The organism is Allobosea minatitlanensis, assembly GCF_964020775.1.
In genome coordinates this window covers 3434764-3457519 of record NZ_OZ224509.1, presented here as the reverse complement: position 1 = coordinate 3457519, position 22756 = coordinate 3434764, and the positions used below count along the sequence as shown (strand labels likewise).

Annotated in this window: 23 protein-coding genes and 1 tRNA gene; 8 read left to right on the top strand and 16 right to left on the bottom strand. The window is 68.7% G+C overall.

Features of this window, described 5'->3' with window-relative positions; genetic code table 11:
* Positions 1 to 74: 74 nt before the first annotated feature.
* The 7 genes from ACWH43_RS17115 to ACWH43_RS17085 form a co-directional block, all read right to left on the bottom strand.
* Positions 75 to 506: a DUF1236 domain-containing protein gene (locus tag ACWH43_RS17115; protein ID WP_260348145.1), complete on the bottom strand. Its 432-nt coding sequence runs from the start codon at positions 504 to 506 to the stop codon at positions 75 to 77.
* A 244-nt stretch (positions 507 to 750) separates the two neighbouring features.
* Positions 751 to 1725, bottom strand: coding sequence for a tripartite tricarboxylate transporter substrate-binding protein (locus ACWH43_RS17110; protein WP_158445063.1), 975 nt, complete (start codon positions 1723 to 1725; stop codon positions 751 to 753).
* A gap of 65 nt (positions 1726 to 1790) precedes the next feature.
* The gene (locus ACWH43_RS17105) at positions 1791 to 3302 is read right to left on the bottom strand and encodes a tripartite tricarboxylate transporter permease (RefSeq protein ID WP_158445064.1); all 1512 of its coding nucleotides are present in this window, start codon (positions 3300 to 3302) and stop codon (positions 1791 to 1793) included.
* A gap of 3 nt (positions 3303 to 3305) precedes the next feature.
* Positions 3306 to 3824, bottom strand: a complete 519-nt coding sequence (locus ACWH43_RS17100) for a tripartite tricarboxylate transporter TctB family protein (protein WP_158445065.1) — start codon at positions 3822 to 3824, stop codon at positions 3306 to 3308.
* Positions 3824 to 4798, bottom strand: coding sequence for a LysR family transcriptional regulator (locus tag ACWH43_RS17095; protein WP_158445066.1), 975 nt, complete (start codon positions 4796 to 4798; stop codon positions 3824 to 3826). The genes ACWH43_RS17100 and ACWH43_RS17095 overlap by 1 nt, the downstream gene beginning before the upstream one ends.
* A 145-nt stretch (positions 4799 to 4943) precedes the next feature.
* Entirely contained in the window at positions 4944 to 5870 is a 927-nt protein-coding gene (locus ACWH43_RS17090; RefSeq protein ID WP_260348146.1) for a DMT family transporter, read from the bottom strand.
* Positions 5871 to 5961: 91 nt separating this feature from the next.
* Positions 5962 to 6624: a glutathione S-transferase family protein gene (locus tag ACWH43_RS17085; protein ID WP_158445067.1), complete on the bottom strand. Its 663-nt coding sequence runs from the start codon at positions 6622 to 6624 to the stop codon at positions 5962 to 5964.
* Between the two features lie 329 nt (positions 6625 to 6953).
* Here ACWH43_RS17085 and mgtE point away from each other — a divergent pair, with 329 nt between their 5' ends.
* Complete coding sequence (gene mgtE, locus ACWH43_RS17080; RefSeq protein WP_158445068.1) at positions 6954 to 8321, top strand: magnesium transporter; 1368 nt, start codon at positions 6954 to 6956, stop codon at positions 8319 to 8321.
* Between the two features lie 104 nt (positions 8322 to 8425).
* Here mgtE and ACWH43_RS17075 read toward each other — a convergent pair whose 3' ends face one another.
* From ACWH43_RS17075 to ACWH43_RS17065, 3 genes are all read right to left on the bottom strand, one after another.
* Entirely contained in the window at positions 8426 to 8704 is a 279-nt protein-coding gene (locus ACWH43_RS17075; protein ID WP_158445069.1) for a helix-turn-helix domain-containing protein, read from the bottom strand.
* A complete protein-coding gene (locus ACWH43_RS17070; RefSeq protein WP_158445070.1) occupies positions 8673 to 8948 on the bottom strand; it encodes a BrnT family toxin in 276 nt (91 codons plus the stop codon). Before ACWH43_RS17070 ends, ACWH43_RS17075 begins: the two co-directional genes overlap by 32 nt.
* 147 nt (positions 8949 to 9095) lie before the next feature.
* Entirely contained in the window at positions 9096 to 12059 is a 2964-nt protein-coding gene (locus tag ACWH43_RS17065; RefSeq protein WP_448153555.1) for a PAS domain-containing sensor histidine kinase, read from the bottom strand.
* Positions 12060 to 12281: 222 nt separating this feature from the next.
* On the opposite strand from ACWH43_RS17065, the gene ACWH43_RS17060 reads away from it, so the two are divergent.
* The 4 genes from ACWH43_RS17060 (at position 12282) to ACWH43_RS17045 (ending at position 14343) form a co-directional block, all read left to right on the top strand.
* Entirely contained in the window at positions 12282 to 12677 is a 396-nt protein-coding gene (locus ACWH43_RS17060; RefSeq protein ID WP_158443837.1) for a phasin, read from the top strand.
* Positions 12678 to 13068: 391 nt separating this feature from the next.
* Entirely contained in the window at positions 13069 to 13608 is a 540-nt protein-coding gene (locus tag ACWH43_RS17055) for a phasin family protein (protein ID WP_158443836.1), read from the top strand.
* Positions 13609 to 13774: 166 nt separating this feature from the next.
* Positions 13775 to 13851: transfer RNA gene (locus tag ACWH43_RS17050), tRNA-His, on the top strand.
* A 177-nt stretch (positions 13852 to 14028) separates the two neighbouring features.
* Positions 14029 to 14343 (top strand): hypothetical protein, encoded by a 315-nt coding sequence (locus ACWH43_RS17045; protein WP_158443835.1) that lies wholly within the window; start codon positions 14029 to 14031, stop codon positions 14341 to 14343.
* Between the two features lie 142 nt (positions 14344 to 14485).
* Here ACWH43_RS17045 and ACWH43_RS17040 read toward each other — a convergent pair whose 3' ends face one another.
* From ACWH43_RS17040 to ACWH43_RS17020, 5 genes are all read right to left on the bottom strand, one after another.
* On the bottom strand, positions 14486 to 15403 hold the full coding sequence (locus ACWH43_RS17040) for a dihydrodipicolinate synthase family protein (RefSeq protein WP_158443834.1): 918 nt from the start codon (positions 15401 to 15403) through the stop codon (positions 14486 to 14488).
* A gap of 28 nt (positions 15404 to 15431) precedes the next feature.
* A complete protein-coding gene (locus ACWH43_RS17035) occupies positions 15432 to 16943 on the bottom strand; it encodes a tripartite tricarboxylate transporter permease (protein WP_158443833.1) in 1512 nt (503 codons plus the stop codon).
* A 15-nt stretch (positions 16944 to 16958) separates the two neighbouring features.
* A complete protein-coding gene (locus ACWH43_RS17030; RefSeq protein WP_158443832.1) occupies positions 16959 to 17447 on the bottom strand; it encodes a tripartite tricarboxylate transporter TctB family protein in 489 nt (162 codons plus the stop codon).
* 235 nt (positions 17448 to 17682) lie between these two features.
* Positions 17683 to 18678 (bottom strand): Bug family tripartite tricarboxylate transporter substrate binding protein, encoded by a 996-nt coding sequence (locus ACWH43_RS17025; RefSeq protein WP_158443831.1) that lies wholly within the window; start codon positions 18676 to 18678, stop codon positions 17683 to 17685.
* Between the two features lie 70 nt (positions 18679 to 18748).
* Positions 18749 to 19741, bottom strand: a complete 993-nt coding sequence (locus ACWH43_RS17020) for a 4-hydroxythreonine-4-phosphate dehydrogenase PdxA (RefSeq protein WP_158443841.1) — start codon at positions 19739 to 19741, stop codon at positions 18749 to 18751.
* Positions 19742 to 20168: 427 nt separating this feature from the next.
* Between ACWH43_RS17020 and ACWH43_RS17015 the strand changes: the two genes are divergently transcribed.
* The 3 genes from ACWH43_RS17015 to ACWH43_RS17005 all read left to right on the top strand — a co-directional run bounded on the left by ACWH43_RS17015 (position 20169) and on the right by ACWH43_RS17005 (position 21826).
* Positions 20169 to 20834 (top strand): GntR family transcriptional regulator, encoded by a 666-nt coding sequence (locus ACWH43_RS17015; protein ID WP_158443830.1) that lies wholly within the window; start codon positions 20169 to 20171, stop codon positions 20832 to 20834.
* A gap of 187 nt (positions 20835 to 21021) precedes the next feature.
* A complete protein-coding gene (locus tag ACWH43_RS17010) occupies positions 21022 to 21450 on the top strand; it encodes an Hsp20 family protein (protein WP_158443829.1) in 429 nt (142 codons plus the stop codon).
* 109 nt (positions 21451 to 21559) lie between these two features.
* The gene (locus tag ACWH43_RS17005; RefSeq protein WP_158443828.1) at positions 21560 to 21826 is read left to right on the top strand and encodes a BQ00720 family protein; all 267 of its coding nucleotides are present in this window, start codon (positions 21560 to 21562) and stop codon (positions 21824 to 21826) included.
* A gap of 135 nt (positions 21827 to 21961) precedes the next feature.
* Here the strand turns inward: ACWH43_RS17005 and ACWH43_RS17000 are convergent, their stop codons facing one another.
* Positions 21962 to 22669 carry an alpha/beta hydrolase gene (locus tag ACWH43_RS17000; protein WP_260348176.1) on the bottom strand — a complete coding sequence of 236 codons (708 nt, stop codon included), beginning with the start codon at positions 22667 to 22669 and terminating at the stop codon, positions 21962 to 21964.
* Positions 22670 to 22756: the final 87 nt, after the last annotated feature.

Below are 22756 nucleotides of genomic sequence, written 5' to 3'. Positions count from 1 at the left end.
CCGCCGCGTCATCCGCGGCGGGCCCTGGCCGAAGGCGGCCAGACCTGAACGGCAGCGCCTCCGGCGCGGCGGCGTCACTCGATGATCTGGACGACGCGGCGGGTCTGCGGCTCGACGATCACCGGCCGCTCGTTCACGACGGTATAGCGGTAGCGCGAGGCCTGGGGGCCGTATTCGGCCGGCAGCGGGTGGTAGATCACGCCCTGCTCGGGCAGGACGGTGCCGACCGCCACCGGTTCGGCATAGCTGTAGGACGGCACCCGCTGCTCGACGACATAGCTGCGGAAGCGCGGGGTCGCCGCATCGCCGACGATCGCGCCGACCACGGCGCCGCCGACACCGCCGACCACGGCACCGACCGGGCCGCCCACCACCGCGCCGCCGACGGCACCGGCCGCCGCGCCGCTGGTCGCGCCGCCGACCGCACCGCCCGAAGGCTGGTTCTGGGCGAAGGCGACCGCCGGGGCGATGGCCAGGACGGACGCAAGAGCAAGCTTCTTGAACATGGGCTTTCTCCTTTCGAAGCGAACTTCGGCAGGAAAACCAGGGCAGAGCAAAAGCTGTTCCGGAGAAGGCGGGTCACGAGTTGTTAACGTTTCGCAACCCGCTCCGGAATCCGCAGGCCGCGCAAGAGCTTATCCGTTCAACCGGGAGTGATCGCGCCGTTCGCGACGGCCCGATCGTCGCCGGAGCCGAAACGAAAGCGGCGGGGACAGGCCCCGCCGCGCAGATCCTGGGTTTTCGGGCCGCTTATTGCTTCGGCGCGGCCGAGAGCGCGGGAGTCAGCTTGTCGGCGTCGCGCTTGATCAGGGCGGCGAAACCGGCCGGCGTCCGTTCCTCGGCCGTCGGCAGCACGGTGCCGAGATCGAGCAGGCGCTTCTTGGTGCCTTCGTCGTTCAGCGCCTTGTTCAGCGCGTCGACGAGCTTGTCCACGGCCTCCTTCGGCATCCCCTTCGGGCCGGCGATGCCGTTCCACGCCTCGATCTGGTAGTCGGGCAGGCCGGCTTCCTTGGTCGTCGGCACGTCGGGCAGGGCCGGCGAGCGCTGGGCCGAGGCGATGGCATAGGCCTTGATCGTGTTGGCGCGGACCTGCTCGGCGACCGAGACGATCTGGTCGCACATGAAGTCGACCTGGCCGGAGACGAGGTCGTTCAGCGCCGGGCCGGTGCCGCGATAGGCGACGGCGTTGATCTTCGGCGTGCCGAGAATGCCCTTGAGCAGGGTGCAGGTCGTCCAGGAGACCGAGCCGAGGCCGGCATGGGCCTCGTTCACCTTGTCGGTGTTCGCCTTCACATAGGCGACGAACTCCTTGAGGTCCTTCGGCTCGAAGCTCTTGCGCGCCACGATCAGGATCGGCGTGCCGCCGGCGAGCCCGATGGTCTGCATGCCGTTGATCGGGTCGTATTTCAGGCCGGGATAGGTGGCGGGCGCCGCCGAGAAGGTGCCCAGATGCCCCATCGCGATGGTGTAGCCGTCCGGCGCCGCCGTGACCGCGCGGGTGATGCCGGTGGTGCCGCCGGCGCCGGCGACGTTCTCGATCACGATCTGCTGGCCCAGCGTCTTCGACATGTTGTCGGCGACGATGCGCGCGATGATGTCGGTCGGGCCGCCGGCCGCGAAGGGCACGATCATGGTGATCGGCTTGGTCGGGTAGCCTTGCGCCTGCGCGCCGCCGGCGAAGGCCAGCGCGGTGGCGGCCGCGAGGCCGAGAACGAGCTTCTTCATGCGTATTCCTCCCTGTGGTCGTTGATGATGGAGCTTAAGGCGGGGGGCCGCCGCGGCAACCCCCGTCATTCGGTGAAGACCTCCTCGCGCTTCTTCGAGATCGCGGGCAGCAGCGCGATCGCCAGGACGAGCACGGCGACGATCAGCAGCGCCAGCGAGATCGGCCGCTCCTGATAGTCGATGAAGGTGTAGAAGGAGCCGCGCGAGATGATCAGCGCCTGGCGCAGCTTCTCCTCCATCAGCTTGCCGAGGACGAAGCCGAGCAGCATCGGCGCCGGCTCGAAGCCGAGCTTGATCAGGAGGTAGCCGAACAGCCCGAACAGCGCCGTGAAGGCGACGTCGAGCGGCTGGTTGTTCACCGAGTAGATGCCGATGCAGCAGAAGATCAGGATCGCCGGGAACATCAGCCGGTAGGGCACCTGCAGCAGCTTCACCCACATGCCGACCAGCGGCAGGTTGATGACGAGCAGCATCAGGTTGCCGATCCACATCGAGGCGACCATGCCCCAGAACAGCTCCGGGTTGCGGGTCATCACCTGCGGTCCGGGGATGATGCCGTGGATGGTCATCGCGCCGACCATCAGCGCCATCACCGCATTGGGCGGGATGCCGAGCGTCAGCAGCGGGATGAAGGCGGTCTGGGCGCCGGCGTTGTTGGCCGATTCCGGCCCGGCGACGCCCTCGATCGCGCCCTTGCCGAAGCGCGACGGGTCCCTGGCGATCTTCTTCTCCATGGTGTAGCTGGCGAAGGGGCCGAGCACCGCGCCGTTGCCGGGCAGGATGCCGAGGATGCCGCCGACGAAGGTGCCGCGCAGCACCGGCGCCGCCGCCTGTTTGATATCCTCCCAGCCCGGCAGCAGCCGGCCGATCTTGGCCTTGACCACGTCGCGCGCCTCGGGATTTTCGAGGTTGCGCAGCACCTCGGCGAAGCCGAACACGCCCATCGCCAGCACCGAGAAGTCGATGCCGTCCGAGAGCGAGGCGACGCCGAAGGTCAGCCGTTCCTGGCCGGTTTCGAGGTCGGTGCCGACGGTCGAGAACAGCAGGCCCAGCATGATCATGCAGAAGGCCTTGAGGATCGAGCCGCGTGCCAGCACGACCGCGAAGCAAAGCCCCATCACCATCAGCGAGAAATACTCGGCCGGGCCGAAGAGCAGCGCCATCTTGGTCAGCGGCGCGCCGAGCGCGGCGATGATCAGGGTGGCGACGCAGCCGGCGAAGAAGGAGCCGATCGCGGCGATGCCGAGCGCGATGCCGGCGCGGCCCTGCTTGGCCATCTGGTGGCCGTCGAGCGTGGTGACGACGGAGGTCGCCTCGCCGGGGATGTTGACCAGGATCGCCGTGGTCGAGCCGCCATATTGCGCGCCGTAATAGATGCCGGCGAGCATGATCAGCGCGCCCGTCGGGTCGAGGCCGAAGGTGATCGGCAGCAGGATCGAGATCGTCGCGATCGGCCCGACGCCGGGCAGCACGCCGATCAGCGTGCCGACGAGGCAGCCGGCGAAGCACAGCGCGATGTTCTTCAGCGTCAGCGCGACGCCGAAGCCCAGCGAGAGGTGGGAGATCGTCTCCATCATCGCTCAGATCCCCAGGAGCCAGGGCGCGAGCGGGATCGGCAGGCTCAGCGCGTATTTGAACAGCAGGATGCAGGCCGCCGACATCGCCACGGCGAAGATCAGCAGCTCCGGGAGCTTGCGGTCATCGGCGGCGAGCCCGGAGAAGAAGATCAGCAGCGGGCCCGCCACCATCAGCCCGAGCGCCGGAACCCGGATCGGCCCGAACTCGAAGCCGCGGATGGTGAGGCCGAACAGGCAGGCGCCGCCGAGCGCGAAGAAGATGCCCCTCCAGGACCAGCCCGCCAGCTTCTCGCCATGGTAGCGCAGGGCGGAGAGCGACAGCATCAGCCCGAGCAGCCCGCAGATCGCCGCGAAGGCCTTGGGCAGCATGCCCGGCCCGAGCTGGCGCAGCGTGCCGGCCGGCAGCTCCCAGGAGAAGACATAGGCGCCGATCGCCAGCAGGATCATGAACAGGCCGCCGGCGAAATCCTGCGTGGAGCGGATGCGCAAGCCCTGGGCTCGCTCTATCTGGTTCAAACTCATCAGGCTCCTCCGGCAGGCGATGGGGTTCGGGTCCGCTTGGGCGATTGTGCGGGTGGCAGGACGTGGCGCTCCTCGATCAGCGTCACGCTCTCGCGCAGGATCGCGAGGAAGTCGTCGCGGGCCGGCAGCTTCTGCTGCGGCCGCCAGGCGACGCCGACCAGCGCGCCGGGCGGCGGCGGGTCGAGCATCGCGCCGCGCAGGCGCCGCATCGTCACGCCGGGGAAGGAGAGGCGGGAGACCCAGTCGGGCGCCAGCGCCATGCCGAGACCGGCCGCCACCGCCGACATCATCGCCGGCTTCTCGGTCGCCTCGATCACCACGTTCGGCACGGCGCCGACGCTTTCGAAATAGGCCATGACGAGATCGTAAGCATAGGGCCGGATCCGCTTCGAGGGCACCACGAAGGGTTCGCCGACGAGGTCGTGCATGGTCAGGTGCTCGCGCGCGGCGAGCGGATGGTCGTCGCGCAGCACCACGAGCGGGCGCTCGACGCGCAGGATCTCGAAGGCGCAGTCGGTTGGCTTGCGCGGCGGGCGGACCAGGGCAAGGTCGAGCTTGCCGGCCTCCAGCATCTGCACCAGCGCGGCCGTCATCGCCTCGGCGAACTTGATCTCGATGCCGGGGAAACGCTTGCGGAAGGTCATCAGCGCTTCCGGCACGAAGCTCGACGAGGCGGCGTCGATGGCGCCGACGCGCAGCACCTTGCCGGAGGCCAGCGAAGCCTCGCGCACCGCCCGCGAAGCCTGCTCCATCTTGACCAGGATGCCCTTTGATTCCTCGAGCATGATCAGGCCGGCCCGGGTGAGGGCGACCTGCCGCGTGGTACGGGTCAGGAGATTGACGCCGAGCTCGTCCTCGAGCGCGCTGATCTGGCGCGACAGGGCCGGGGGAGCCACGCCCAGACGCTCGGCCGCGCGGCCGAAATGCAGCTCCTCCGCCACCGCGATGAAGCATCGCAGTTGCCGCACGTCCATGGTCGTCCCCTGTTCCCCGTATCGCTTGCCGCGATATCTCAGTCAGTGGGGCGTGCTGATAAAGCCTCCAGCCGACAAATCGACCCTAGGACAATTCATAATCTTTCGGCAATAAAGTCTTTCGGCCTAGGCTGGCCGTCTTGGCTCAGGCCGGCCGCAGGCGCGCCATCCTGAACAGCCGGCCGTCGATCAGGGCAAGCCCGACGAAGATCGCGGCCATGCCGGCGAAATGACGCGGCAGCAGAGCCTCGCCCAGCAGACCCGAGCCCAGCAGGATGGCGCTGACCGGGATCAGGAAGGTGACGAGCATCACATTGCTCGGTCCGGCCGTGCGCATGATCCGGAAGAACAGGAGATAGGCCAGCGCCGTCGAGATCAGTGCCAGCCCGACAAGCGCCAGAACGGCCTGGTGGGACGGCACCGGCAGGGTCCAGGGCGGATGCAGGACGAAGACGATCGGGAACATCATCAGCGTCGAGGCCGAGAGCTGGCCGGTGGCGGCGACCAGCGGCGACACGCCACGGAAGCGCCGGCCGAGCAGGCCGGAGAAGGCGTAGGAGACGGCGGCGAGAATGCAGGCGAGCTGTGCGGCCAGATGGGAGCCGAGGCCGCTGATCGCGTCGGGGCCCATCAGGATGGCGACGCCGACGAGACCGGCCAGCACGCCGCCGAGCTTCAACCCGGTCGCTTTTTCGTTGCCGGAGCAGTGCATCACCAGCACCGCGAAGATCGGCGTCGTCGCGTTCAGGATCGAGGCGAGGCCGCTCGCGATCTGCTGCTGCCCCCAGAGAAACAGGCTGAACGGGATCAGGTTGTTGAGGAGACCCATTCCGAAGAAGGCCAGCCACAGCTCGCGCCCGACGGCCATCGACTGCCCGGCAATGCGGACGACAAGGAGCAGCGCCAGCGCGGCGAGACCGACGCGGACCTGCACCACCGCGAAGGGCGGCCACTCCGCGACGGTCAGCTTGTTGAAGAAGAACGAACCGCCCCACAGGATCGACAGAACGATCAGCAGGAGCCATTCGAGCGGGCCCATACGCAGCGTGGGGGTGGAAATCGGCTGTGTCATGGCGGAAGCTCTGCTCGCTGGCCGGGTCATTCCGCGTCAGTAGGTGGCCGGACGAGGTCCGGCCACCCGGATTCTGGGCGGGCCTTTCCGCTCAGGCGGGCTCGGCGTCGCGCGCCTGCCACATCGCCTGGAAGGCCGGCCGCGCCTGGCAGGCCTCGAGCCAGGCCTTGACGTTCGGATTGGCGTCGAAGAGCTCGCTCGCCGGCCTGGCGTAGCGGATCACCTCGGCGACGTTGATGTCGGCGACAGTGAAGCGGCCGCCCATCACATGGCCCTTGCCGTCGGCCAGCGTCCTGTCGAGCACGGCGAAGGGCGCCTTCAGGGCGGCGAGGGCGGCCTCGGCCACCTCCGGCTTGCGCTTCTCCGGCGGGAAGGCGGCGAGATGCTGCTGCAGGCTGAGCGCGTTCGTCTCGCATTCCGTGGCGGCCCAGAGCGCCCACATGATCGCGAGCCCTTCCTCCTGCGCGTTCTGGGGCGCCAGCGGGCCGCCATGCTTGCGGGCGAGATAGAGGTTGATCGCCAGCGATTCGTGCAGCTTGAAGCCGTTGTCGTCGATGCTGGGGATATGGCCGTTGGGGTTGACCTTCAGGAATTCGGCGCTGCGGGTGTGGAGCGGCGCGCCGGGCGCGTCCGGGTCGGGCAGGCGGTAGGCCTGGATGACCGGCACATGGGTGAAGGGCAGGCCGAGCTCGTTCGCGAGCCAGATGACGCGCGTCGCGCGCGAGCGGTAGCAGCCGTAGATCGTCAGGGTCATCGCGTGAGGTCCGGTGTCGGATGCAGGATGACGGAGGTGCCGGCGGGCTGCCGGTTCCATCCCGGCCAGCATAGGCGGACGCCTCTTTCCGACAAGGCCCCGGAACCATGCTGCGCTGCCAAAAAGAGTTTGACGGCGCCGCCTTGCCGGTGCAGACAGCCGGATGTCGCCGGCCCATGCGGCCGGCACTCACAGGACAACCAGACCCGATGCCAACCGACAGTCCCAGTCGACAGTCGAAGCCGTCTGCTGCCGCCTCGCGCGGCTGATCCGGGTCCCCGGCTCAGCCGGGCGATCGGTGCGGACGGCCGATCGCCAGGATAAGAGCCATGAACGAGATTGAACTCGCCCCCGATCTGCTGTCGGTCGTCGTCGCCAAGACGCTGGCGGAGGAGCATGTCGCGGACATCGTCGAGATGCTCGACGAGCAGGACAGCGCCACCGTCGCGCATATCCTGCAGGAGCTGCCCTTCGAGCGCGCCGTCGACGTGCTCGACCAGCCCGAGCTGACCGACGCCGCCGAAGTGCTGGCGCTGCTCCCGGACGACCGGGCCGGCGCGCTGCTTTCGGCCATGTCGGCCGACCGCGCGGCCGACGTCTTCCAGGAATTCGACGAGGCGACCCGCCAGCGCCTCGGCGCGCGCATGGACCGCCAGATGCGCTCCGACCTGCGCAAGCTGCTGGCCTATCCCGAGCACAGCGCCGGCTCGATCATGACGACGGAGTTCGTCAGCGTGCCGTCGAGCTGGACGGTGCAGCAGACGCTCGACCATATCCGCCGCGTCGAGCGCTCGCGCGAGACGGTCTATGCGATCTACGTGCTCGATCCGGCGACCAAGAAGCTGGTGCGCGCCGTCTCGCTGCGCCGGCTGATCGCCGGCGATCCGTCTGCGCCTGTCGAATCGGTCGTGCCCGCTCACCGGCCGATCACCGTGGCGCCGGAGACCGACCGCGAGGACGTCGCGCGGCTGATCACGAAATACGACCTGCTCTCGGTGCCCGTCGTCGACGGCGAGGACCGCGTCATCGGCATCGTCACCTTCGACGACGTCATCGACGCGATGATCGCCGAGACGACCGAGGACGTGCAGAAGCTCGGCGGCATGGAGGCGCTCGACGAGCCCTATAACGAGATCGGCTTCTTCGCGATGATCCGCAAGCGGGCCGGCTGGCTCTCGATCCTGCTGCTGGGCGAGATGCTCACCGCCTCCGCCATGCAGTTCTTCGAGTCGGAGCTGGAGAAGGCGATCGTGCTGACGCTGTTCATCCCGCTGATCATGAGCTCGGGCGGCAATTCCGGCTCGCAGGCGACCTCGCTGATCATCCGGGCGCTGGCGCTGCGCGAGATCTCGCTGAAGGACTGGTGGCGGGTCATCCTGCGCGAATTGCCGTCGGGCCTCGTGCTGGGCTCGATCCTCGGCGCCATCGGCGTCGCCCGCATCGCGATCTGGCAATGGCTCGGCTTCTACGATTACGGGCCGCACTGGATGCTGATCGCGGCGACGGTCGGCGGCGCGCTGATCGGCATCGTCACCTTCGGCTCGCTGATGGGCTCGATGCTGCCCTTCCTGCTGAAGCGGCTCGGCTTCGACCCGGCCAGCGCCTCGGCGCCGCTGGTGGCGACCATGGTCGACGTCACCGGCCTCGTCATCTATTTCGGCGTGGCGGCGGTGATCCTGAGCGGCACGCTGCTGTAAGGGTGCCCGTCTTCGACCCGGGAATCGCGAGCGAGGGAGCGCCCTCTCGTCACGAGAGGCTCGGGGCAGGCCCGAGCATCAGGCGCCTGCCGGCGGCTCAGCGGCTATGCGACCGCCTCGGCCACCATCTCCGGATGCAGGCCGATCACCCGCACATAGGCGATGGCGAAATCAGGCGCGGTGGCCCGCGCCTGCTCCCAATCGCGCAGCGTGCCGACCGGCACCCGGAACCGGCTGGCGAATTCGGCTTGCGACAGGCCGAGCCCGGTCCGCGTCCGGCGGATCAGGCGCGCGCGCTGGCCCCGATCCAGCGCTTTGGCCGATGCGTCGAAATCCTCGGCGTCGATCGGATCAGCAGGCAGCGCGGTAGGCGCGTTCTTCACCTTTGTTGCTCCTTCTCACCGAGATGAAGCGGGGCAGATCACCCCGCCAGACGAAAACGCCGGTGAACAGCTTCTCCTCGACCAGGCCGACGACCTTGAACCGCTCCTCGCCGTCGATCTCGCGGATGGAGGGAATGATCAGATGATCGCTGTCCTCGAAGATCCGATCGCCGAAGGCTAGCGGCAGCCGGTGCTTCGCACGGTTGGCCGCGTCCTTGACGGGATCGAACCGATCGTCCGTCATCTGTAGCGATTATACGGGATTCCCGTATAGAGCGCAATCCTCTGCAAAACCGCGAGCGGTCGCTTCGATGCAAGGGCAGGCTTCGTCCTTAGGCTGCGCATCGATTGGTCGGCGCTCCTGGAGGGCGACCCATTTCCTGCCGGCCGCTCAGCTCGCCAGCACGCGCTGCGGCGGGAAGGTGATCTCGACCAGCGTACCTTCCTTCTTGACGCTGGTGATCGACATCGCCGCGCGGTTGGCCTCGACCAGCGCTTTGGTCAGCGGCAGGCCGAGCCCGGTGCCGCCCGAGCGGCGCGTCGTCGGCACCTGCCGGAAGGGTTCGAGCGCGAGCTTCAATTCGTCGTCGTCCATGCCGATGCCGGTGTCGCGCACCCGTAGGATCGCCTCGCCCTGGTCGCCCAGCGCCGTCGAGATGATGACCTGCCCGCCGGCATCGGTGAACTTCACCGCGTTGGAGAGCAGGTTGATCGCGATCTGGCGGATCGAGCGCTCATCGGCGACGACGGGCGGCAGCTTCGGCGAAAGCCCCGAGCGCAGCACGACGCGCGCGCGCTGCGCCTCCGGCTGCAGCAGCGCCACGGTCGAGAGCGCGATCTCGTTGAGATTGACCCCGACGAAGTCGAGCTCGAGCTTGCCGGCCTCGATCTTGGCGAGGTCGAGCAGGTCGTTGACCAGGCTGATGACGTAGCCGCCCGACTGGTGGATGTCTCGCAGATATTCCTTGTAGCGCTCGTTCTCGATCGGCCCGAAGCGCTCCTCGGCCATCACCTCGGCGAAGCCGATGATGGCGTTGAGCGGCGTGCGGATCTCGTGGCTGATCTTGGCGAGCACGTCCGATTTCTGGGCGCTCGCCATCTCGGCCGCCTTGCGGGCGTCGACCAGCTCGCCCTCGGTCTTCTTCCAGGCGGTGATGTCGCGCAGCACGGCGCAGAAGCGCGGCTCGGCGCCATGCGCGACCTGGCCCATGGTCATGAACAGCGGGATCCGGCCGCCCTGCCGCACCCGGCCGACGACCTCGCGCCCGTCGTTCAGCACCGAGGCGACGCCGCCGCCCTTGAGCCCTTCGAGATAGTCGAGCGCCGGGGCGTGGCTTTCGGCCGAGAACAGCAGGGTGAACAGCTCGCCCGTGACCTCGCGCTGGTCGTAGCCGAACAGCGCCTCGGCCGCCTTGTTGAGCGACAGGATGCGCCCGCGCTCGTCGATGGTGACGACGCCGTCGGTGGCGGTGTCGAGCATCGCGGTGAGCTCGGCGATGCGCCCGTCCCGCGCCTCGGCATCGAGCCGCAGCGCCTCGACGCGGGCCGCCGATTCCGCTTCCTCCGCCGCGAATTCGGCGGCGAGCTCGGCTTCCTCCGCCTCCTCCGGCGTCAGCACCGGCGCCTCGCCGCCGCCGGCCGGATGGCGGAAGGCCATCAGGGTCGCCGCCTCGCCGAGCCATTCGACGCTCGAGAGCATGGCGTCGACCCCGACCAACTGGCCGACCCGGTCGATCAGCGTCATCGAGCCGCCGCCGCTGCGGGACGCCTCCTTGATCAGCCGGCTGACGCCGCCGGCCTTGAGATCGGCGAGATCGGCGTAGTCCAGCAGGTCGAGCAGGGTGCGGTTGGCGTAGAGCGCCTCGTCGCCGCGATTGACCAGAACGGCGATCGGCAGCCGGTCCAGAATCTCGGCGTGGGAATTGCGCTGGCGGGCCGGCGCCGGCGTGCCGGCCTCGGCAGGGGCGGGAGCGCTCGCCTCCGCCTCCTTCACGCGGAGCTGCGCGACCGGTGGCAGGCGCGGCGCGTCATGCGGCTCGTCCTCGGCGAGCCGCGCGCCCAGCGCCTTGGCGATCTCGCGGAAGGCGTTGCGCTCGGCCGAGGTGAGATGAGCCTTCGACGGCTCCAGGACCGGCCGGATCGCGGCGTGCTGCCCGTTGCGCAGCGGCACGATATTGGCGGCGGGCAGATCCTGCGCTGCCGCTGCCGGCTCCGCCGGCTTCGTCGAGGCCCTGTCCGGGGACGCGGCGGCGTCGGGCGGCGGCGCATCGGCGCTCTCGGGAGGCGCGGGCTGCGTCGGCGCAGGGGGCGCATCGGCCGTGTCGTCGTCGCACTGGCCGGAGATCACCTGCCAGTCGCGGGCGGCGTCGGCTTCCGCAGGACGCGCCGACTCGGATGCGGGCGTCGCGGCGGGCGCGGGGGCGTCCGAGGGCAGGGCGGGGCCCGCCGGCGCCGGTTCGCCGGCGGGAGCGTCAGCGCATGCCGCGGCCGCCGCTTCGGCGGCGTCCATCGGCGGGGCCGGCGCCTCGTCCTGCGGGAAGGGCTCGCGCGCCTCCAGCCGGGCGATGCCGAAGCCGCGGAAGCCGGCGAACTGCCGGTCGGCGCCGAGCACCGGCATGCCGGAGAGCTCGACGGGGGCGGCTTCGCCCGGCGCTTCGGTGCGCCAGAGAACGACATGGCCGCTCCATGTCGCCGGGCTGCCGAGGCGGGCGAGCAGCCCGCCGCTGCGGTCGCTGAACTGGCGGCCGGCGAGATCGTCCCAGCGCTGGCCGACCAGTTGCGAGGCCGCGGAGGCGCCGGTCAGGACGGCGATGTTCTCGGAAAGGCGGGTCAGGCGGCGCTCCGCGTCGCTCTGCCACAGGAAGCGAATCGTCGAGGGCCGGGCAGCCGGGGCGGGCTCGGCCGGGGAAGGCGCTGCCGCCGTCGCCGGCTCGGCCGGGGCGGGAGCCGGCTCATCGGCCTCGGGCGGGACGGTGACGCCGAGGCGGCGCAATTCGGAAGCGGGCACCGCGATGGCGAGCACGCTGTGCCCGTCCTGCGGCCTCAGCAGCGTGACGCCGCAGGTGACGGGCAGCGCCGCGAAGCTCGCGGTCAGCCGCAGGCGCTCCAGCCTGACGCCCAATGTCGGGGCGAGGCCGCCGGCCAGCAGCGAAAGGCGTTGACGGGTGAGCGGCGGCAGCGATACGGCTGCCGGCGCGGCGCCGAGCAGGGCCCGGCCGGCCGCGTTCATGAAGCCCGGCCGGCCGGCCGCGGCGTCCCACAGGATCAGCGCGCCGCCGGCGGCAAAGGTCGTCAGGGCGGGGTCTTCACCCGCCGCAGCTCCCCATCGTGCCCAGTCCTGTCCGGCTTCGCTCATGCTGATCCGCTCGTCCGATCCGCCTCTTTATAGCTAACAAATCTTTAATAGCTTCCAAACGCGGACGAATCCATGGAACCGAAGATAGCTCTCCCGCTTCTCCTCGAAACAGCGTTAACGTAGCCGCGCGCCGGTCCCGTCGCATCGTTGTCATTGCACTGCAGTAATGATATTGCAGTGCACAATCAAATCGAGGCGCCTTTCGCAGCAGGAGGAACGATCATGGACAGCAAGCATTCCTATGAGGTGCCGGCAGAGATGCGCGAATTCGCCGAGCGCAGCGTAGAGCAGGCGCGCAAGGCTTTCGACGGTTTCATCGGTGCCGCGCAGAAGGCTGTGGATAGCGCGCATGGCTCGGCCGAGACCGCCCGCGTCAACACCCAGGAAGCGACCCGCAGGGCCATCGCCTATGCCGAGAACAACGTCACGGCGGCGTTCGACTTCGCCCAGAAGCTGGTGAAGTCGAAGGACCTCACCGAGGTGATGCAGCACCAGTCCGATTTCCTGAAGGCCCAGATGGCGGCGTTCCAGAACCAGATCAAGGATCTCGGCACCGCCGCCCAGGACGCGGCGGCCAAGGCCGCCGAGACCGTCAGCAAGGCCACCCGCGGCCGCTGAGCCCGCCTGCCGGGCAGCCCGCTCCCCGGCGCTGCCCCGAGACCGATGGCCGGGCGCTTCGCCCGGCCTCCCGCCCGTCCGCCGCTGAAGGAGAGCCGTGATGGTCAAGCCGCCTCCGACCCGAACCCGGGCCAAGCTCCCGGTCAGCCTGCCCCCCGTCAACGCGCTGTCCTCGGCCCCGGCCGATGGGAAGAGCGCCCCGCTCGCGCCCGCCGCCGGGCCGTCATCCGCGCCTGTGTCTGCGCCGGCCCCGTCCTCCTCTCCGCCTCCGGTTAGGTCGGCGGCGGCGCCGGCCGCCGCCCCGCCGGCCAGCGCGGCGCCTGCTCGGGCGAAGGCGCCGGGCAAGCCGCCGAGGAAGATCGTCTCTGCGAAGCTGCGGATCGAGAAGCCGGTGGCGAAGCTCGCGGCGGGGAGGCCGGCCGACCCCGTGCCGCCGGCCGCGCGCGAGATCCGGCCGGCTCAGCCCGGCCCTGCCGCGGCCAAACCCGCTGTGGGCAAGCCCGCTGCCGCCAAGCCGGTCGTTGCCAAGCCTGCCGAGCCGCCGAAGCCGGCGCCCGCCGCCCCGGCGGCCGCGCAGCCCGTCGCAGCGGCGCCGGTGGCGCCTGCCGGCAAGGAAGCGGCGAAGCCTGCCTCGCTCGATTCGCTGCCCTTGCCGCGCCCGCCGGAATTCGCCGCGCTCACCGGCGAGACGGTGATGAGCCAGGCGCTGACCATGGCGCGCGCCTTCGGAGCCCTGCAGGCGAAGATGCTGGAGCATGCCTGCTCCGAGCTGAAGGCGACATTGGGCGAGGCCGAGACGCTGGCGCGCAGCGACAGCGCCTCCGAGGCGATCGCGCTCCAGGCCAAGGCCGTGCGCCGCAGCTACGAATCCTATGCCGAGCATCTGAAGGAGCTCGCGCGCATCGCCAACGCGGCTCTGCGCAAGGGCTGAGCGGCCTTTCCGCGCGGTTGAAACGGCCCCGCATCGGCGGGTGCGGCGATGCGGACGGTTTTTCGCCGGGGAAGCGAATTACGCGGTTGCAAAAGCGCGGCGCCGGCACTAGGTTCCGCGCCGCTGGAGACCCCGCCTCGGCGCCGGGTCGGACAGCCTGTCATGGGCAGCCATAGCTCAGTTGGTTAGAGCGCTAGATTGTGGATCTAGAGGTCCCCCGTTCGAGCCGGGGTGGCTGTACCATTTCTTTCCGAAAATCCGTGGGGTTTCCCGAATCGATCGCGCCGCGGCCTGCGGTTGCGGCTCTGCGGCCGGCGCCGAACCGCGCTCTCCGAGATGAACGAAGCTGAACAATCGCGTTCACGAAGCGTTTGGGCTGGAGAGTGTTAAGTCGCCGGGAGCAGAAAGGGAGACCCTTCCATGCATCGGTTCACGATTGCAGCCTTCATCGTCCTCGGGGGCCTGGCCGCCGCGCCCGCCGCCTATGCCGGCGAGGCGCTCGCGCCATCCCTCGCGCAAGGGCTCGACCGGCAGCCGGCCGCCTACGCGATGACGGCGGCCAAGCGCGAGCGCCTGATGATCATCCAGGAGAACATGGCGCGGCAGCGCTATTACGGCCATCGCTACGGTTATCGCGGCGGCTACGGCTACGGCTATGGTTACGGGCGCCCTCCGGGCTACCCGCCCTACGGTCCCGCCTATGGCTACCGGCGCCACTATTACGACCATTGGTAGGAGCGCTCCGGCGCGCTCCGGCATCTGACCGGAAAACGGCTTCCGCGTTTCGCAGGAAGCCGGTGCCGGGACAAAGGGCGGAGCGCCGCTTCGCCCCGTCCTGTCCGCTATCGGCGGCGCGGCTCTCCGGGGCCGCGCCGTTTCATTTCCCCCAGCGCAGCGCCAGCGGGTCGAGCTCGCGCGCGAGTTCGAGCAGCCCTTCGCGAAGCTTGGGATGCAGCGGCGCCAGCGGGTGGCGCACCGCGTCCGACCGGATGACGCCGCCTTCCTTCATCACCGCCTTGGCGGCGCGCAGGCCGCATTGGCGGTTCTCGTAGTTGATGATCGGCAGTACCCGGGCATAGAGCGCCGCCGCCTGCTTGCGGTCGCCCGCGGCATGGGCGGCGAGGATCGGCTTGATCAGGTCGGGAATCAGGGCCGAGGTCATCGTGCCAGTCGCGCCGGCGTCGAGATCGGCCATCAGCGTGATCGCCTCCTCGCCGTCGAAGGGCCCGACGACGGCGTCGCCGCCCGCCTCGATCAGGGCGCGCAGCTTGGCGGCCGTGCCCGGCACCTCGATCTTGAAGTAGCGGACGAGCGGCACCTCCTTCGCCAGCCGGACCATGAAGGGCACTGTCATGGTGACGCCGGAGAGCGGGGCGTCCTGCAGGATGATCGGAATGCCGCAGGCATCGGTCACGGCCTTGAAGTGCTCGATCATGCCCTGCTCGTCGGCCTTGAGCAGCGCGCCGTGATAGGGCGGCATCATCATCAGCATCTTCGCGCCGGCATCGGCCGCGGCCTTGGCGCGGGCGGCGGCGATGCGGGTCGAGAAATGCGAGGTGGTGACGATCACCGGCACGCGGCCCGCGACCTGCTCGATCGAGAGCCGCATCACCTGGTCGCGCTCCTCGTCGGTGAGCAGGAACTGCTCGGAGAAATTGGCGAGGATGCAGATGCCGTCGACACCTTGGTCGACCATCAGGTCCATGACGCGGCGGTTGCCCTCGATATCGAGGTCGCCATTGTCGTGGAAGACGACCGGGGCGATCGGCAGGATGCCGCGATAGGGTTCGTTCATGGGGCAGGACCTTCGGCTGGGCTGAGGGTTAGACGGTGCGTGTTTCGCCCTGGCCGCGCAAGCGCCGCAGGCCCGCGCCGATCAGCGGCATGAACAGCAACACGAGGCCGATCGCCATCAGCGTGCCGACCAGCGCGTTCGACCAGAAGATCGAGAGCGAGCCCTGGCTGAAGATCATCGACTGGCGGAAGGCGTCCTCCGCCTTGTCGCCGATCACCATGGCGAGCACCAGCGGCGCGATCGGGTAGTCGAGCTTCTTGAAGAGATAGCCGACGAGGCCGAAGATCAAGGCGAGCCAGATGTCGAACTCCCGGTTCGCCGCGGTGAAGGCGCCGATGAAGCAGATCACCACGATTACCGGCCCGATGATCGCGAAGGGGATGCGCAGGATCGAGGCGAAGAGCGGCACCGTCGCCAGCACGATCACCACGGCGACGATGTTGCCGAGATACATCGAGGCGATCAGCCCCCAGACGAAGTCGGGCCGGTCGGTGAACAGGGTCGGACCGGGGTTGAGGCCCCAAATCATCAGCCCGCCCATCATCACGGCGGCGGTGGCGGAGCCGGGAATGCCCAGCGCCAGCATCGGCAGCATGGCCGAGGAGCCGGCGGCATGGTCGGCGGTCTCCGGGGCGATTACGCCCTCCGGCTCGCCCTTGCCGAACTTGTCCGGGTCGCGCGAGGAGCGCTTGGCCATGGCGTAGCTCATGAAGGAGGCGGCGGTCGGCCCGCCGGGGGTGATGCCCATCCAGATGCCGATCAGCGAGGACCGGGCCAGGGCGAGCCAGTAGCGCGGCAGCTTGGTCGCCGTGCGCAGCACGTCGCCGATGCGGACCTTGGCGGCGACGCCCTCGAATTTCAGCCCTTCCTCCATGGTCAGCAGCAATTCGCCGATGCCGAACAGGCCGATGACCGCGATCAGGAAGCTGACGCCCGCCAGCAGCACGTCGTATTCGAAGGTGAGGCGGACATTGCCCGAGACCGAATCCATGCCGATCGTCGCGAGCGAGAAGCCGATCCCCATCGAGACCACGGTCTTGAAGGGCGAGGCGCCGCCGAGCCCGATGAAGCTCGCGAAGGTCATGAAATAGACCGCGAAATATTCGGGCGAGGAGAAGCGCAGCGCGAAATTCGCGACCCAGCCGGACAGAAGCGTGATCAGCACGACGCCGCAGAGCGCGCCGAAGCCGGCCGAGAGGAAGGCGAAGGAGAGCGCTTCCGTCGCCTTGCCCTGCTTCGCCATGGGATGGCCGTCGAAGGTGGTGGCGACGGAGGAGGGCTCGCCCGGGATGTTGAACAGGATCGAGGTGGTCGAGCCGCCGAACAGCGCCCCCCAATAGAGCGAGGCGAGCAGGATGATCGCCGAGACCGGGTCCATGCTGAAGGTCAGCGGCAGCAAGAGCGAGACGCCGTTCGGCGCGCCCAGGCCCGGCAGCACGCCGACGAGCACGCCCAGCAGCACACCCGCGATCATCAGCAGGATGTGGTGGGCGGTGAGCGCGACCTCGAAGCCGTGCATCAGGTTGGCGATGTTGTCCATGCCTTGTCGCCGCTCTCAGAGACCGAGGAGGGGTTCGAGCGGCCCCTTGAGCAGGCCGATCTGGAAGAATTTTTCGAGCGCGAAATAGAAGAAGGCCGCCGTCAGAATGGCCGTCGCGAGGCTTGCGATCCAGCCATAGCCGCCCTGGAAGCGCATCGCGAAGACGAGATAGAGGATCGTCGCGACATACATGCCGAGCGTCACGCTCAGCACGACGAAGGCGACGAGCGGCAACAGGAAGGAGAGCACCCGCCTGCCGCGCGCGGCGTCGAGGAAGGCGTCAGCGAGCATCGCCTTGCCCGCCAGCCGCTTGCCGAACGTCAGCGCCAGCGTGCCGAGGCTCGCCAGCGCGACCAGCCCGCCGGCATAGAACGGGAAGGCGCCCGGCTGCGGCCCGCTGGAATCCCAGCCGATGCCGAATTCGAGCGAGCCCTTCACGATGACGAGCCCGAAGGCGAGGGTCAGGATCGCGGTGCCGATCTCGGCCCAGAAACGGGTTATCATGGAGCTGGCTTCCTCGTTGCCTGAGAAGCTGGAAACGCGTTCATGAATGAAAGATGCTGGTCATCCCGGACGGAGCCCTCGGGTCCGATCTTCGATCGGCCCAAGGATAAACTCCGCGGAGATCCGGGATCCATGCCTGAGCCTTGATCGAAAAGCACTTTGGCATGGATCCCGGGTCAAGCCCGGGATGACCCGCGTGTTTCAGAGCCGGATCAGCACGCGCTGATCCCGAGCCTTACTTCACCACCCAGCCTTCCGCCTCGAACACCTTCCTGTTGGCGGCGTCGTCCTTGGCGACGAAGTCGGTGAACTCCTGGCCCTTCATGAACTTCGCCGTCTGGGCGGTGCGCTGGATGAACTCCTTCCACTCCGGCGTCTGGCTGACCTTCTCCAGCACATTGGCGTAGTAGGTCACGGCGTCGGCCGGAACGTCGGCGGGCAGCCAGACGGTGCGCGGCATGCGGAAGGATTCGATCGGGATGCCGGCCGATTTGCAGGTCGGGACGTCGCCCCAGCCCTTGCCGTCATGGATCGGCTCGCTCTTGGCGAGCTGCTCCGGCGCGAACACGCAGAGCGGCTTGACCTGGCCGGCCTTCCACTGGCCGACATTCTCGTTGGGGTTGTTGACGTTGGAATCGATATGGCCGCCGGCGAGCTGCACCGCCGCGGCGCTGCCGCCCTGGAACGGCACGTAGATCCATTTGGCGCCGGTGGCGTCCTGGATCATCGAGGTCAGGGTCTGGTCGGTGTCCTTCGACTGGCTGCCGCCCATCTTGAAGCCCATCGGCTTGGCCTTGACCGCGTCGATATAGGCCTTGGCGTCGGCATAGGGGGCGTCGCCCTTGACCCAGAGCAGGAACTCGTCGAGCGCCATCGCCGCGACCGGCGTCAGGTCGGTGTATTTGTAGCCGAGCTTGGCGACATAGGGCAGCAGATAGGCGTTGTTGGTGCCGAAGATCACTTCGTTCGGGTCGCCCTTCTTGCCCTTGCCGTAGACATAGCCCTCGGCGCCGGAGCCGCCGCCCTTGTTCACCACCACGATCGGCTGTTCCATCAGCTTGTGCTTGGTGATGATCGCCTGGACGAGGCGCGCGAAATTGTCGGTGCCGCCGCCGGCGCCCGAGGTCACGACGAACTCGACGGGCTTGGTCGGCTCCCAGGCCTGCGCGGCACCGAAGCCTCCGAGGGTGAGCGCGCCCGCGAGCGCGGCGGAAATCGCGATGGTCTTCATCTGTTTCTCCCTGGCATGTTGATTGAACGACGCCGCTCTTGGATGGCGGCTTCGGTTGATCGGGGCCGGATCAGGCGGCCGCCTGCGCCTTCTCCCGTGCGTCCCGGGCCATCTTGATCGCCAGCGACAAGGCGGCGCGGCTGGCGCCGAGATTGGCGATGCCCTTGCCCGCGATCTCATAGGCGGTGCCATGGGCCGGCGTGCAGATCGGGAAGGGGAAGCCGCCGATCAGCGTGACGCCGCGGTCGAAGCCCATCAGCTTCATCGCGATCTGGCCCTGGTCGTGATACATCGTCAGCACCGCGTCGAAATCGCCGTTCTTCGCCCGCAGGAAGACGGTGTCCGACGGGAACGGCCCCTCGACGGTGAAGCCCCTGGCCCGAGCGGCCTCGACCGCCGGCGCGATCGTCTCGATCTCGTCGCGGCCGAAATTGCCGCCGTCGCCGGCATGGGGGTTGATGCCCGCCACCGCGATGCGCGGCGGGTTGAAGCCGGCCGCTCGCAGATTGGCGTCGGCCAGGGTCAGCGCCCGCAGGATGCGCTCCTGGGTGATGTTCTGCGCCACCGCCGAGAGCGGGATATGCGAGGTGACGCGCGCATTCCACAGCTTGTCGAGGATGTTGAATTCGCTCGCCGGCCCGTCGAAGCCGATGGCGTCGCGCACGAAGCGGATCTCGTCGTCATAGCCCGGATAGGCGAAGCGCATCGCCGCCTTGTTGAACGGGGTGAAGAACACCGCATCGGCCTTGCCGGCGGCGGCGAATTGCAGCGCCCGGCGGAAATTCTCGGTCGCCGCCTTGCCGCCGGCGAGCGTCGCCTGGCCGCGCCGGAGATCGGCCGGGTCGTGATTGGCGAGGTCGATGAAGAGCGGTTTGTCCGAGGTCGCGGGCAGCGCGTCCTCGGAGGCGACGAGCGCGACGTCCGGATCGACCTTGCCGTCGGCCGCGCCGAGGTCGAGCAGGCGCTTGTCGCCGAAAACGACGTAGCGCGCCGCGTCGCGCAGATCGGGCTCGCACAGCAGCCGCGCCAGCAGTTCCGGGCTGATGCCGGACGGGTCGCCCATCGCGATCGCGATGACCGGCTTTGCGCCGTTTCGGGAACTCTGCACCGCCGCTCTCCTTGGGGCGTGCCAGGGCCGGATCGCGGTACGATCGGGCCGGTCGCCTCCGTTGATGTCACTCGTCCCGGTCTGGCTAACACGGCGCCGGCACCGGCTGCAAGTATGCTGTATGCAGTATAATATGAAGCCGCTACAATGCCGCGAGAGGGCGGGGCAGGAGGCTGGCCGGCCGGGGACGGGAGAGCGAGCCGATGAATGTCCATGCCTGCCACGCGGCTGTTCGCGGGCCGGTCGCGGCCTGCCCGGTGCAGGCGCGGCGGATGCCTGGCCGGGAGGATACGTCCTTCGCCGGGGCGCCGGCCGGGCCGGGTTTGACAGGGCAGGGTGGCCATGGCGTAAACGCAGGCGACCCGGAACCGATGGCGGCACGATGAGCGAGGCAGCGACCGATTACCCCCGCATCACCCGCCGCACGCTGCATGACGAGGTGCTGGAACGCCTCCGCGACATGATCATCGAGGGTCGGCTGCAGCCGGGGCAGCGCATCAACGAGGGGCAGGTCGGCGCGCAGCTCGGCGTCTCGCGCACGCCGCTGCGCGAGGCGATCAAGACGCTGGCCAGCGAAGGGCTCGTCGAGGTCCTGCCCGCCAAGGGCGCGATCGTCCGCAAGTTTTCGGCGCAGGATCTCTACCAGGTGCTCGAGGTGCTGAAGGCGCTCGAGCAGCTTGGCGGCAGGATCGCCTGCGCGCAGGCCTCGGACGAGACGATCGCGGCGATCCATGCGCTGCATCGGCGCATGCTGGAGCTCTACCGGACGCGCGAGCGGCTCGAATATTTCAAGCTCAACCAGGCCATCCACACCGCCACCGTCGCCGCATCCGGCAACCAGGTGCTGGTCGAGATGCACGGCACGCTCCAGTCGCGGATCAAGCGCCTGCGCTTCATCGGCAATGAGGGGCCGGAGAAATGGGCCGGCGCCGTCGCCGAGCACGAGGAGATGATGGCGGCGCTGCTGAAGCGGGACGCGCAGGCCTTGTCGGCCGCGATCGGCAAGCACATGGATTCCACGCTGACGCGCGTCCGCGACGTGCTTTGAGCCGCGCGCTCACCGGGGCATGGGCCGGGCCGTCCCGGCGGGGCCGCGGTCTTGCGCCGGCTCCTCTTGAAGCGCGGCCGCGGCTTCGCCATATCTCGTTCAAGCGGAAGGGTTCGCCTTTCGCCCGCGGGATGCTGCCAGCGGCGGGTCCCGATGGTTCATGAGGCGCCTTTCGAGGGCTTCGGATATGACGCGCACGCCTAGCTTGTCCCACCCGTTCCTGCTCGGCTTCGACGATATCGAGCGCGCGCTGGATCGCGTCGCCAAAGGCGCGAGCGAGGGATATCCGCCCTACAATATCGAGCGGCTGCCCCGGACGGAGGACGAGCCCGACCGCCTGCGGATCACGCTGGCGGTGGCCGGCTTCGCGCGGGAGCAGCTCGAGATCACGCTGGAGGAAAACCAGCTCACGATCCGCGGCCGCCAGAGCGACGACAAGAGCCGGCAGTTCCTGCATCGCGGCATCGCGGCGCGTCAGTTCCAGCGCAGCTTCCTGCTCGCGGACGGCATGCAGGTTCTCGGGGCGGATCTGTCTAACGGCCTGCTCGCGATCGATCTGATCAGGCCGGAACCGGAGAGGTTCGTCAGGCGTATCGATATCATGAGCCGCGAATAGAGGACGGGAAATCGTCCGGCTTTGAAGGATGCGCCAGCGGTTTACGCATCTGTTCATCATTGAAGGCGCAGCATCGAACCGCATTCGCACTGCTCTGAAGGAGGGCGCGATGAAACAGGACAGGATTTTGACCCAGGACAACCCGCTGACCCCGGCCGAATTCGCGGCGCTCGGCACCGGCGAGGTCGCCTATCTCAAGCCGATGACTTCGGACGAGCTGATGCGGATCTTCCCGCAGGCTCCGAAGATCGAATCCGGCCTCAAGCTCTACACCCTGCTCTCGGCGGATGGCGCGCCGATCCTCGTGGCCGACACGCGCGAGGCCGCCACGGCCAATGCCTGGGAGCATGACCTCAAGATGGTCAGCGTCCATTGAGCATCGGCCCGCTGAGCGGATTTCGTTTGGCTGAGCGTTGACCCCGTCACTGCGAGCGTAAGCGAAGCAATCCGGTGTCGTAGAGTTCTACGTCTCGCTGGATTGCTTCGTCGCCGCGCTCCTCGCAATGACGGTTCAGGTCGTGGCCGCCACCGAGGCGACCGCCGCCTGCAGCCTTGCGATATCGGCCGGGGTCGAGAGGCGGTGATCGCCGTCCTTGACCAGCGTCAGCACCACCGGGTCGCCGCTGAGATGCTCCACCAGCTTGATCGCCTGCCGCCAGGGCACATCCGGGTCGCGCATGCCCTGCAGGATATGCACCGGGCAGCCGGCCCTGATCTCGCCGCCGAACATCAGATGCCGGCGCCCGTCCTCGATCAGGGCGCGGGTGATCGGCGTCGGCTCGGGCGAATAGTCCGACGGACGCAGCCAGACGCCTTTGTCGAGGATCGTGCGGCGGATCGAATCGGGCATCTGCGCCCACATCAGCTCCTCGGAGAAGTCGACGGCCGGCGCGATCAGGACAAGCCCCGCCGGCTGCAACGGCGTGCCGAAGAGCCTGCGGGCGGCGAGCAGGGCGATCCAGCCGCCCATCGAGGAGCCGACCAGGACCGGCGGCCGCCGGCACCGGCTCTCGATCATGGCGAGCGCGTCGCCGAGCCAGTCGGAGAGGGTGAAGGCGCCGAAATCGCCGTCGCTCTCGCCATGCCCGCCATAATCGAAGCGCAGATAGGCCCGGCCGTTGTCGCGGGCCCATTCGGCCAGCGCCTCGGCCTTGGTCGCGCGCATGTCGGAGCGGAAGCCGCCGAGCCAGACGACGGGCGCGCCTTCGCCCTCCTGCATCAGGAAGGCGAGGCGGCGGGAGGTTTCACCGACCTCGAGCCATTGCGGGGGCTGGCGCTCCAAGGCAATTCTCCTGTGACGAATCAG

Excerpts from the sequence above, each read along its gene's own strand:
- ACWH43_RS17115 (WP_260348145.1), bottom strand. The coding sequence starts at position 506 with ATGTTCAAGAAGCTTGCTCTTGCGTCCGTCCTGGCCATCGCCCCGGCG.
- ACWH43_RS17110 (WP_158445063.1), bottom strand. The coding sequence starts at position 1,725 with ATGAAGAAGCTCGTTCTCGGCCTCGCGGCCGCCACCGCGCTGGCCTTC.
- ACWH43_RS17105 (WP_158445064.1), bottom strand. The coding sequence starts at position 3,302 with ATGATGGAGACGATCTCCCACCTCTCGCTGGGCTTCGGCGTCGCGCTG.
- ACWH43_RS17100 (WP_158445065.1), bottom strand. The coding sequence starts at position 3,824 with ATGAGTTTGAACCAGATAGAGCGAGCCCAGGGCTTGCGCATCCGCTCC.
- ACWH43_RS17095 (WP_158445066.1), bottom strand. The coding sequence starts at position 4,798 with ATGGACGTGCGGCAACTGCGATGCTTCATCGCGGTGGCGGAGGAGCTG.
- ACWH43_RS17090 (WP_260348146.1), bottom strand. The coding sequence starts at position 5,870 with ATGACACAGCCGATTTCCACCCCCACGCTGCGTATGGGCCCGCTCGAA.
- ACWH43_RS17085 (WP_158445067.1), bottom strand. The coding sequence starts at position 6,624 with ATGACCCTGACGATCTACGGCTGCTACCGCTCGCGCGCGACGCGCGTC.
- mgtE (WP_158445068.1), top strand. The coding sequence starts at position 6,954 with ATGAACGAGATTGAACTCGCCCCCGATCTGCTGTCGGTCGTCGTCGCC.
- ACWH43_RS17070 (WP_158445070.1), bottom strand. The coding sequence starts at position 8,948 with ATGACGGACGATCGGTTCGATCCCGTCAAGGACGCGGCCAACCGTGCG.
- ACWH43_RS17065 (WP_448153555.1), bottom strand. The coding sequence starts at position 12,059 with ATGAGCGAAGCCGGACAGGACTGGGCACGATGGGGAGCTGCGGCGGGT.
- ACWH43_RS17060 (WP_158443837.1), top strand. The coding sequence starts at position 12,282 with ATGGACAGCAAGCATTCCTATGAGGTGCCGGCAGAGATGCGCGAATTC.
- ACWH43_RS17045 (WP_158443835.1), top strand. The coding sequence starts at position 14,029 with ATGCATCGGTTCACGATTGCAGCCTTCATCGTCCTCGGGGGCCTGGCC.
- ACWH43_RS17040 (WP_158443834.1), bottom strand. The coding sequence starts at position 15,403 with ATGAACGAACCCTATCGCGGCATCCTGCCGATCGCCCCGGTCGTCTTC.
- ACWH43_RS17035 (WP_158443833.1), bottom strand. The coding sequence starts at position 16,943 with ATGGACAACATCGCCAACCTGATGCACGGCTTCGAGGTCGCGCTCACC.
- ACWH43_RS17030 (WP_158443832.1), bottom strand. The coding sequence starts at position 17,447 with ATGATAACCCGTTTCTGGGCCGAGATCGGCACCGCGATCCTGACCCTC.
- ACWH43_RS17025 (WP_158443831.1), bottom strand. The coding sequence starts at position 18,678 with ATGAAGACCATCGCGATTTCCGCCGCGCTCGCGGGCGCGCTCACCCTC.
- ACWH43_RS17020 (WP_158443841.1), bottom strand. The coding sequence starts at position 19,741 with ATGGGCGACCCGTCCGGCATCAGCCCGGAACTGCTGGCGCGGCTGCTG.
- ACWH43_RS17015 (WP_158443830.1), top strand. The coding sequence starts at position 20,169 with ATGAGCGAGGCAGCGACCGATTACCCCCGCATCACCCGCCGCACGCTG.
- ACWH43_RS17010 (WP_158443829.1), top strand. The coding sequence starts at position 21,022 with ATGACGCGCACGCCTAGCTTGTCCCACCCGTTCCTGCTCGGCTTCGAC.
- ACWH43_RS17005 (WP_158443828.1), top strand. The coding sequence starts at position 21,560 with ATGAAACAGGACAGGATTTTGACCCAGGACAACCCGCTGACCCCGGCC.
- ACWH43_RS17000 (WP_260348176.1), bottom strand. The coding sequence starts at position 22,669 with ATGCAGGAGGGCGAAGGCGCGCCCGTCGTCTGGCTCGGCGGCTTCCGC.